The sequence below is a fragment of the Pseudomonas fluvialis genome (genome assembly GCF_002835605.1).
Taxonomy (GTDB): Bacteria; Pseudomonadota; Gammaproteobacteria; order Pseudomonadales; family Pseudomonadaceae; genus Aquipseudomonas; species Aquipseudomonas fluvialis.
The window spans coordinates 45,238-55,212 of record NZ_PIYS01000016.1 but is presented as its reverse complement, the minus strand read 5'-3'; the positions used below and the strand labels follow the sequence as shown (position 1 = coordinate 55,212).

10 protein-coding genes are annotated in these 9,975 nt (G+C 62.9%); 2 read left to right on the top strand and 8 right to left on the bottom strand.

The window, feature by feature from the left end:
• From CW360_RS09605 to CW360_RS09570, 8 genes are all read right to left on the bottom strand, one after another.
• Window positions 1-1,332: an IS4 family transposase gene (locus CW360_RS09605; RefSeq protein WP_170307333.1), complete on the bottom strand. Its 1,332-nt coding sequence runs from the start codon at window positions 1,330-1,332 to the stop codon at window positions 1-3.
• A gap of 124 nt (window positions 1,333-1,456) precedes the next feature.
• Complete coding sequence (locus CW360_RS09600; protein ID WP_101193544.1) at window positions 1,457-2,875, bottom strand: sensor histidine kinase; 1,419 nt, start codon at window positions 2,873-2,875, stop codon at window positions 1,457-1,459.
• Window positions 2,869-3,528 (bottom strand): response regulator transcription factor, encoded by a 660-nt coding sequence (locus CW360_RS09595; protein ID WP_093986598.1) that lies wholly within the window; start codon window positions 3,526-3,528, stop codon window positions 2,869-2,871. The genes CW360_RS09600 and CW360_RS09595 overlap by 7 nt, the downstream gene beginning before the upstream one ends.
• A 42-nt stretch (window positions 3,529-3,570) precedes the next feature.
• On the bottom strand, window positions 3,571-4,221 hold the full coding sequence (locus CW360_RS09590; RefSeq protein ID WP_093986599.1) for a tetratricopeptide repeat protein: 651 nt from the start codon (window positions 4,219-4,221) through the stop codon (window positions 3,571-3,573).
• A gap of 35 nt (window positions 4,222-4,256) precedes the next feature.
• Window positions 4,257-5,045 carry an SDR family oxidoreductase gene (locus tag CW360_RS09585; protein WP_093986600.1) on the bottom strand — a complete coding sequence of 263 codons (789 nt, stop codon included), beginning with the start codon at window positions 5,043-5,045 and terminating at the stop codon, window positions 4,257-4,259.
• Window positions 5,046-5,056: 11 nt separating this feature from the next.
• Window positions 5,057-5,704 (bottom strand): iron-containing redox enzyme family protein, encoded by a 648-nt coding sequence (locus CW360_RS09580; protein ID WP_093986601.1) that lies wholly within the window; start codon window positions 5,702-5,704, stop codon window positions 5,057-5,059.
• 14 nt (window positions 5,705-5,718) lie between these two features.
• A complete protein-coding gene (locus tag CW360_RS09575) occupies window positions 5,719-7,164 on the bottom strand; it encodes an AMP-binding protein (RefSeq protein WP_101193543.1) in 1,446 nt (481 codons plus the stop codon).
• Complete coding sequence (locus CW360_RS09570) at window positions 7,148-7,837, bottom strand: thermostable hemolysin (RefSeq protein WP_101193545.1); 690 nt, start codon at window positions 7,835-7,837, stop codon at window positions 7,148-7,150. The genes CW360_RS09575 and CW360_RS09570 overlap by 17 nt, the downstream gene beginning before the upstream one ends.
• Window positions 7,838-7,995: 158 nt before the next feature.
• Between CW360_RS09570 and CW360_RS09565 the strand changes: the two genes are divergently transcribed.
• Together CW360_RS09565 and CW360_RS09560 are read left to right on the top strand one after the other, a co-directional pair.
• Window positions 7,996-8,679: a response regulator transcription factor gene (locus CW360_RS09565; protein ID WP_101193542.1), complete on the top strand. Its 684-nt coding sequence runs from the start codon at window positions 7,996-7,998 to the stop codon at window positions 8,677-8,679.
• Window positions 8,669-9,937, top strand: a complete 1,269-nt coding sequence (locus tag CW360_RS09560) for a sensor histidine kinase (RefSeq protein ID WP_101193541.1) — start codon at window positions 8,669-8,671, stop codon at window positions 9,935-9,937. Before CW360_RS09565 ends, CW360_RS09560 begins: the two co-directional genes overlap by 11 nt.
• Window positions 9,938-9,975 lie beyond the last annotated feature (38 nt).

Below are 9,975 nucleotides of genomic sequence, written 5' to 3'. Positions count from 1 at the left end.
TCACTTAAGCGGAGCAGCCTTTCGATCCACTGGATAACGGGTCTTTGAGATCTTCACCGTCCTTGGTCTTGATGGCCTTGGACGGTGATCCAGAAACAGCCCACCGATTCCTGCTCTCAGCTCCGACAATCGTGTTCCTGTTGCTGAAATCGGGTTGGCCGCCGCCATCACGATCAATTGCACGGCGATGTATTGAGCTACTGGTTTGAAGCGGATGTCGCCCGGAGAGCGGCCGAAGGCGACGGCTGCCTGACCGGCTTCGCGGCGGATGATGTTGTAGGCCAACAACAAGCCCCAGACCTCCTGGTAGACCAGCTCCGTTACCTTGCTGCGCAGGGTCATCGCATTCTGCTGCAGAGAGCTTTTGATATCCCGGAAGCCCAGCTCGATCTCCCAGCGCTCCTGATACAGCTTGGCGATGGTCTTGGCGCTGTAAGTATCCGCAGGCAGCGAGGTGAGCACTGTCTTGATCTTGTCCTTCACGGCGTAGCTGACTTCACGTACCTCCCAGTGCGTCGGCAGGTCGGGGTTGCGCTTTCGTGCCTGTGCCGACACCTTCATGCGCAGCAAACGATCGCCCTTGCCGTAACGAGCGACTTCCTCGCCAACCAGCCCTTGGCGGGCCGGAATCAGCCAGTGCCGGCTTTCCCCTGCGGCGCCCAGGCGCAACAGCAAGTCGGCACTCCAGAAGCCCTTATCGAACAGCGTCACCGACTGATTGGGAATCTGCTGCATAAACTCATCGGCCAAGCGCATCTCACTGCGCCGGTAGGGACTCACCTGCGCATCCAGAATCAGGTGCGAGCGCACGTTCATCAGGGCTACCAGTCGCAGCATGGGAAACGGCGTCTGGCGCTCGGTGGAGGTATTGCCGGAGCCGAAATGCTCTCGGAGTTCAGGCGTGTCTGGGGTGCGCAGGAGTGCGCCATCCACGGCCAATACTTGCAGGCCCTGCCAGGTATCGCCCTCATAGCGCTCGCAACCCCACTGGTTACCCGTCTGACGAAACAGCCACTCAACCGGATCGGCACCCAATCGTTTACGCGCCTCGGTGACACCGCTTCGGGCCAGCAGGTCGTGAGAGGCCAGCCCCTGGGCACAGATATTCAGGCGTCGTGCGACCTCATGCACCGGCTCGTCACGGAACAAGGCCATGCCAAGCACCAGCCAGAGCACCTGATCGCTGGGCAGACGCCGCCGCCTTATGGTGGCCTGGGCGGACAAGTCCAGAGCGGATGCCACCCACTCGATCGGGATGTTTTGGGTGAAGGTGCTCAGATCCGAGAAGTTGAACAGTTCACCTAAGTCGAGCAGTTGCTGTTGCAGAGACATAAAAAATCCGATGCCAGGGACCTGACATCGGATTTTCGGGGAAGCCCCGTCAGGGCTCAAATGCTTAAGTGAACAGCATTACTGCACGTGCAGGGCTTTTTTATTCAGTGCTGTTTTTCGCAAGTCAGGCAGGCTGGCGCGGCCAGCTGACACGGACTTGCAAGCCACCCAGCGGGGAGTCGAGCAGTGCGATGTCGGCGCCGTGCAGTTCGGCGATTCGCGCGACAATCGACAGGCCCAGGCCGGCCCCTTGTCCTGTACCGAGGCGGAAGAAACGCTCAAACAGTTGCGCGCGGCTTTCGGCGGGAATTCCCGGCCCGCTGTCGGCCACCTCCAGAATCAGGCGGTCTTCAAGGGCTTGCAGGCGGACCATGATCTGTCCATCGGCGGGTGTGTACTGCAAGGCATTGCCCACCAGGTTTTGCAGCAATATCGCCAGGCTGGCGGCATCTGCATAAAGCTGCATGTCGGCCTGCTCGTCAGCTTCCAGTGACAGTTCCTGGCCTTGCGAGAGGGCCAGGGGGATGAGCTCGGCGAGTGTTTCCCGGGTCAGGGCCAGCAGGTTGCACGGTGCCGCATGATGTTGCTGGGCGTTGGGTTCCAGGCGCGCCAGGGTGAGCAGTTGCGAGACGATCCGCGTAGCGCGGTCTACGCCATGCAGCAACTGGCCCAGCGCTTCATCGCGCACGTTGCTGCTGGTGGCTTGCAAGGCGTTCTGTGCGTGGATGCGCAAGACCGCCAGGGGCGTGCGTAGCTCATGAGCCGCATCGGCGATGAAGCGTTTTTCCCGGTCTAGCAACTGATTGACCTGCAGCAGCAGGCGGTTGAGCGAGGCCGCGACCGGCTCCAGTTCCAGGGGCAGCGGCGGCAGGCGCAGCGGTGCCAGGTTGTCAGGATCACGCTGCTTGAGCAGGCGTGCCATGTCTGCCAGTGGACGCAGTCCCCAGCCGACCGCCAGCCAGATCAATAGGGCCAGCAGCGGCAAGCCCAGCAAGTCAGGAAGCAGACTGCGCCGGGCAATCTTGCTGACCAGCTCGCCACGCACATCCTCCCGTTCACTGACCAGAATCCACAGGTCGTCAACGGCGTCGTGCAACACGAACAGGCGCCAGCCCCGGCCATCCAGCATGACATTGTGATAGCCGTCAGCCAGGGACGTGGCGTGCCTAGCCTGGCCGGCACGGCGCAGTGCTGACAGGGCGCCGGCAGGGGCGCCGGCAGATTGCAGCAGCGTACCGGCGCTGAGGCTGACTACCTGAAAGCCCAGCTTGCTTTCGTAATCGTGCCCGGGCATGTCGTGGCGACGCTGCGTATGCACGGCCTGGTCGAGTGCCGCCTGCAGCGCCTGGCGGGTGGGCTGATCCATGTCGTGGCCTACCAGGCCTTGCACCAGGCGTGCGCTTTGCGCCAGCTGTGCATCAAACAGTTCCTCGATCTCATGCTGGGCGTCCTGGTAGCTGCGCCAGGACATCAGCCCCAGAGAGATCAGCAGGATGCTCAGCAGCAGGGCCAGGGTACGCTGGCGTATGGAGCGCATCAGCATTTGTCCACCAGATAGCCGACACCGCGCACCGTGCGAATCAGCTCGGGGAAGAACTTCTTGCGCAGATGGTGGATGTGCACTTCGAGGGCATTGCTTTCGACTTCTTCTTCCCAGCCATAGAGCGCCTGTTGCAGGCGGTCACGGGTCATGACCCGCCCGGGCTGGGCAAGCAACTCGTGGAGCAGGGCAAACTCCTTGCGGGGCAGGGGGACAGGGGTGCCCTGGTAGCTAACCTGCTGGTTGGCCGGATCAAGCACGATACCGCGGTATTCTAGGGTGGGTTCGGGTCGATTGAAGCGCCGCCTGAGCAAGGCACGCAGGCGCGCCTTGAGTTCGTCGACATCGAACGGCTTGACCAGATAATCGTCCGCTCCGGCATCCAGCCCGGCAATGCGGTCTGTGGTGGCATCGCGGGCGGTCAGTACCAGAACAGGTACGGCATTGGCAGCGGCGCGCAGGCGCTTGAGCACTTCCAGACCATCCAGTCTGGGCAGGCCGAGGTCGAGAATGGCCAGGTCGAAGCTCTCATGGCTGAGTGCATGCAGGGCACTGGCGCCATCCTGCAGCCAGTCAACCGTATAGCCTTCAGGCTTGAGTGCGGTACGGATGCCTTCGCCCAGCGGGCGATCATCCTCAACCAGCAAAATGCGCATAGGTGACCTCGTGGCCTGTCTGGCCGCCGTAACAGGCGGCGGTTATTTCATTTTTTCCTGGACTTGTGCAAGCAGCGCGCGTGCTTCGGCACGGCGTCCGGCATCAGCCAGCTGCCGTCCTGGTCGGTCGGCGGCTGCCAGTGCCTTGCTCAGTGCAGCGTGGGCTGCTGCGTAGCGCTTCTGGCGCAGCAGGAAGTCACCGTAAAAATAGTTGGGATCCAGCCCTTGGGGATTGATGCGCAGCGCATGCTGGAACAGTTCGGCAGCACGTTGCTCATCACCAAAGCCAATCGGCCAGCCCGGCACCTGGTAGTACAGGCTGGCCAGACTGGTATAGGCCGAACCCTGCAGTGCCTGGTCATCTTCCTGCAGCGCTTGCTCCAGTTCCCCCTTGGCCTGTTTGACCAGGCTCAGCGCACCCAGCCCACCCTTGGCCCCGGCCCAGGTGCTCAGCACGATGGCATGCCAGATGCGCAGTTCAGTGGCCGCGGGGCTGGCCTGCAGCGCACGTTCAGTGTCGCTTGCCAGCCGGGCAAACGCCTGCTCACGTTGCGCGGCCGGCAACTGGTAGTTGATCTCTGCCCAGCGCGTCTGGATCTGTTGCAGTTGTGCCTGTTGCTCTGCGCTTAGAGCGAAAACGGGCAGGGTAAGCAGCGCGAGCAGCAGGCCGCTCAGTAAACGGAGGCTTTTCATCGGTTTCTCCTCGGTAAGACAGGATTGGGGCGGATTCAGGTGCGGCCCGCAAAGCGTTTGATGGTCATCAGTTGGCCGCGCACGGCCTTGTCAACCAGCCTCGGCAACAGGCTGTTGAGGCGCACGAAGAGTTTTTCCGGCCAGCCCAGGTAGCGTTCAGGCTGTTCATGAATGATCGCCTGGCAGATCTGTCGGGCGACCTGCTGGGGCTCATCCATGCTGACCTGCAAGGCTTCATTCATGGCCTGTACCCGGGCACTGTTCATGGTTGTGCGTGTGGCGCGTGGCGCCAGGTAGAGGACCCTGACAGGGCTGTCCGCGAGTTCACGACGCAAGGCTTCAGAAAAACCGCGCAAGGCGAACTTGCTGGCGCAATAGGTGCTAAACCCGGCGTGGCCGATGGAGCCAAAAATGGAGCCCAGGTTGACGATCAGCGCCTGCGGCTGGGCCTGCAGCAGCGGTAACAGTTGCCGGGTCAGTTGCAAGGGAGCGCTGACATTGAGCGTAATCAAGCGATCGATGGCCTGTTCATCCTGCTCGGCAAAGAGGCAGAACTGGTTGATCCCGGCGGCATTGATCAGGCAGTTGAGGGGGGCAAACGCCCGGGCGGCATGCACCACCTGGGCACGGCCGTCAGCCTGCGACAGATCGGCACAGACCAGGCTGATCTGCGTGGGAAAGCGTTGCTGCAAGGCCTCCAGTGCGGCCTGGTCGCGACCTGTCAGGAGGAGCTGGGCGCCGCCGGCGCAGAGTTGCTCGACCAGCGCCTGGCCAATCCCGCCACTGGCTCCGCTGATCAGGGCACGACACGCTGTGAGTTGCATGGCGTGGCTCCTCAGGCGGGCAGGCTGCGGAACATGTCGCCATACAGGCGGTAGACCACGCGCGCGGTGTGCACGATGGCGGCCTGGTCGTGCTCATCATCGAGACGATTCATCAGGCCTTTGAAGAATTCGATGTGTTCGCGATCCAGGCTGCCGTGGGAAGTCAGGTAGCTGAATGCCTGCGCCGGCAAGCCCAGACGATCCTGCAGTACGTTGGCGGCCTGGGTGGCCAGGGCGATGCTGGTGCCTTCGAGCACGTTGACCATGCCGAAGAAGCTGACCGGGTTGTGGCGTGCGATGCGGTCGTAGACATAAGCCACCATCAGCTCGGTGGGCAAGGCCGGTTGCGCCTGGCGAAAGGCTTCGGCATCGCCACCACAGGCGCGGATATCGTTGAGGATCCATTCCTGGTGGCCAAGCTCTTCCTCGATGTATTCGGCGGTGGCCTCGCGCAACCACTCCAGACGCTCGGGCAGCCGTGCACCGCAGGCCATCAGGAGCGGTGTGGTGTGTTTGACGTGGTGGTAGGCCTGGGCAAGAAAGGCCAGGTACTGCTCGCGGCTTGCCGTGCCGGTCAGCGCGGCATGGATGACGGGAGCGCCGAGCAGGTATTCGCGGGCGTCGCTGGTCTGATATTGCAGTTGATCAAAGAATTGCATGGTGTACCTCGACGTTAGTGCGAGAGGGCCTGAATGGCCGATTGGTAATGTTTCAGCAAGGCGCCACGGCGAAGCCTGCCGTTGGCTGTGGCCAGGCCGTTATCGACATGGAAGGGCTGACTGGCGCGTATCCAGTGGTGCACCCGGGCGTAGTCCGGCAGGTCGGCATTGACCCGGGCAACGGCTTCGGCAAGCACCGTGTCGCTACAACCCGGCTGGCGCGGCACCAGCACGGCCAGGTTGCCGGGGAGGGCCTCGCCATACAGCCAGGCCTGGGCGATGGAGGGCTGCTGGATCAGCTCCGCCTCGACCCATTCGGGATTGACGTTACGACCATAGGCGGTAATGAACTGATGCTTTTTGCGACCGTACAGGGTGAGGAATCCCTCGTGCAGTTGCCCCAGGTCACCTGTGCCCAGCCATTCTCCGTGGTGTTCAGGCTCGCCGAGATAACCGAGCATCTGTGCGCCGCGAACCAGGACCTCGCCGTCTTCGGCGATGCGCAGTTCGACATGCGCCAGTGGCCGTCCCACGCTGCCAGGGCGCCTGGCGCCGGGGCTGTTCAGGCAGACCACCGAAGCACATTCCGACAGGCCGTAGCCTTCGAATACCGGGAGTCCCAGCTGCTCGGCGCGTCTTAGAACCTGCAGCGCGACACGGCCGCCGCCGACGGCAATGAAGCGCAGCTCTGCGGCGTGGGTCAGGCCCTGTTCGGCGGCGCTGACCAAGGCCAGCAGCAGTTGGGGCAGGAGGATCAGGCTGTGTGGGCGCACGGCGTGCAAGGTTTCGATAAAGCGTGGCAGATCGAAGCCGCTTGCCCCTTGCAGGCCAATCTGCGCGACTGGACGCAATTCGATACAGGCGCCTGCCAGCAGTGGCGCGTAGATCCCGGCGATATTTTCCAGCAGTGTCGCCAGAGGCAAGACACACAGATGACGTTGCACCTGACAGCTACGACTGGCCTGATGCAGGCTGTCGGCGACGGCCAGCTGCATTTGCGCGCTCAGGCATACCCCCTTGGGCTGCCCGGTGGTGCCTGAGGTGTAGGTGATCTTTGCAGTACCTGCGGGTAGCCGCGGGCGTTGCGCGGGGGTGCGCAGCAACAGCCCGTCGCCATGCGGCTGAAAGCCGTGGGTCTGGCTCAGGGCCCCCTCGTTACCGAGCAGGCAGTCAACCCCGGCATCCTGCAAGACATGCGCCTGCTGGCTGGCGGAGAAAAAGCCCGGCAAGGGTACGCAGACCAGCCCCGCCTGCAGCAGTGCCAGATCCCAGATGACCCAGTCGAGGCTGTTATCCAGGGCCAGGGCTGCCCTTTGTACCTTGTGGCGCTGCAGCAGACGGGCCCGCTTGCTGACTTGCTCCGCGAGCTGGGCATAGCTCAGCGAGCGTTGGCCATCACTCAGCGCGATGCCCTGGTGTTGCGCCAGGCAACGCCATAACGGTTCAGCTGCAGGCAGCATGGGCCACCTCGTCAAGGCTGAACAACGGCTGGTAGGCCAGGCGTGCATAAAGGCCCTGGCGCAGCAACTGCTGATGGCCGGGCAGAATGGCTCCGCCCATCAGTTGCGGCTGTCCCGCATAGTAGTTGCCCCAGTCAGCCAGCTCGGCCCCCATGCGCTGCGGGTCGGCAGGGCCAAGGGGCAGAGGACAGAGCCCCAGCCGCGTGAAGCTGTTGAGCAACATCGCCGTCCCGGTAAACACCACCCACTGGAAACCCTGAGCGACCAGCAGATCGGTCAGCGCCACGATCAGCAGGCGCGCAGATGCTCTGCCGCCTACCGCCAGGTTGCCGACTTCGACAATCGTTTCGCGGGGCACTGCCGCGCCGTGGCGCGTGGCCAGGCGCTGTTCGATGGGCTGATCCAGGTAGCGCTCGAGAAACAGCGGCTGTCCCTGGGCGCTACGCAGGCCAACGGTGGCCTGGACATCTCCCCGGGCGTCATGCAGGCCCAGCAGGCAGGGCATGAAGTGGCGAACCCGGGCGGCGTGCTGTACGGCAAAACGCTGCTGGATAAAGTGCTCCAGCGCCTGACGCCGCTCACCCTGTCCGGCCAGCGCCAGTTGCAGGGTGTAGGCCGGCTCACGGCCGATACGGGCCAGTACGTGCATCTGATCAATCCAGGGCAGTTCCATCATGAAGTCTCAATGACTGGTGGGCTGGACTGGATTGTTGGCCGGCAAACTTAAGGCAGCCTTAACGTGCCTGATGTTCAATCAAAACCAATGGGTGTCGCTCTTCCGGGCATTCACCGACGTTGCACAACGCGCCATACCGAGGGCAGGCCTTTTCCATGCGTATTCTGGTGATCGAAGACAACCGCGATATCCTCGCCAACGTGCTGGACTATCTGCAACTCAAGGGCTACAGCGTCGATTGCGCCCAGGATGGCCTTGGCGGGCTGCACCTGGCCTGCAGTGCGCTCTACGACCTGATCGTGCTGGATGTCATGCTGCCTGGTATCGACGGCTATCAGCTGTGCAGACGCCTGCGCGAAGAGGCCCGCAACGAGGTGCCGATCCTCATGCTGACGGCGCGGGATGCGCTGGCTGATCGACTGCAAGGACTCAACGCGGGTGCCGATGACTACCTGATCAAGCCCTTTGCGCTCTCCGAGCTGGTGGCGCGTATCGAAGCCATCCTGCGGCGCAGCCAGGGTAGCCGTCAGCGGCGGCTACAGGTCGGCGACCTGTGCTACGACCTCGATACCCTGCAGGTCAGTCGCGCCGGCCAGTTGCTCAGGCTCAATCCGCTGGGGCTCAAGCTGCTGGCGATTCTGATGCAGAAAAGCCCGGCGGTGGTTCGCCGTGAGGTACTGGAAGAAGCCCTGTGGGGCGATGACTGCCCGGACAGCGACAGCTTGCGCAGCCATGTTCATCAGCTGCGCCAGGTGCTCGACAAGCCTTTCGCTAGCGCGCTTGTGCAGACGGTGCATGGCGTGGGCTATCGCCTCGCGGAGCAGCAGCATGCACGCTAAGCAACCGTTTGCGCGGCGCATCCTGCTCGCCTTCGTGCTGATGACCATCGTGGTCAGCGGCCTGTTTTCCCTGAGCATCGTCGCCGTGGTGCATCTCGTCGAGGAGCATCTGGTGTCTCAGGAAATGCACCGCGAACTGCGTGAAGTGCTCACTGTGGACTTACGCAAGGACAAGGCGCCGCGCCTGGATGCCGGCATGTACTTCTTCTCCTCCCAGTACCCTGGGTACGCCATACCCGAGGAGTACAGTCGTCTGCCAGAGGGCTTCACCGAGCTTGTCGACGCTGACCAGGCGTTCTATGTCTACAAGATCAACAGCGCGGGTCACACCCATATGCTGGTGCAGAAACAGGATGAGTTCGAAGCGCGTGAAAACATCCTATTTGGTGTGGTGCTGGCAGGTTTTCTGCTTGCGGTGCTCGGAGCCTGGGGGCTGGGTTTAGGCATGGCCCGCAAGGTCATGGCGCCGGTCCGTCGCCTGGCGCAGCAGGTGCGCCACCGTGATCAGTTGCATCCGCTGGCCCCGGCGTTGGCGCCGGACTATCCGGACGATGAAATTGGCCAGCTGGCAGCCGCCTTCGACAGTACGCTGGGCCAGGTGCGCGACTCGCTGGAGCGCGAGCGCCTGTTTACCAGCGATGTCAGTCATGAGCTGCGCACTCCGCTGATGATCATCGCCAGTTCCTGCGAGCTGCTTGCCGAGGCGCCGCTGGCTGCCCGCGAGCAAGAGCAGCTGGCGCGTATCGCCCGTGCCAGTGAGGAAATGCGCGAGTTGGTGCAGACCTTTCTGCAGCTGGCGCGGGACAAGCGTCATGCCATGGCCGGTGCTGAGGCGCCGCTGGCCAGCGTTGCAGCCCAGCAGATGCAGCGCTGGGCCGCGTTCATGGCGGCAAAGGGGCTGGATTTTCAGTGTATCCAGGAGGGTACGGACAGCGGACTGTACAACGCCACATTGCTGGGCGCGGTGATGAGCAACCTGCTGCGCAATGCCCTGCACTACACGGAAAAGGGTGGGGTCAGGCTGATTCTCGAGTCTGGCGGTTTTCGTGTCGAGGACAGCGGCGCAGGTATCCCTGCCGGGCAGCAGGAAAGGGTTTTCCAGGCCTTTGTGCGCGGGGTGCAGGCCCGTGGTGAAGGGCTCGGTCTGGGGTTGTCGCTGGTCAAGCGTATCTGCGCGCAGCAAGGCTGGCATATCGCGTTGCACAGTGAGGAGGGCCTGGGCACGTGCATGAGGGTCACGCTGAAGCAGTCCGTTTGACGAAATTTTCACAGGGCTTTGACATCCCGTTGATGAGC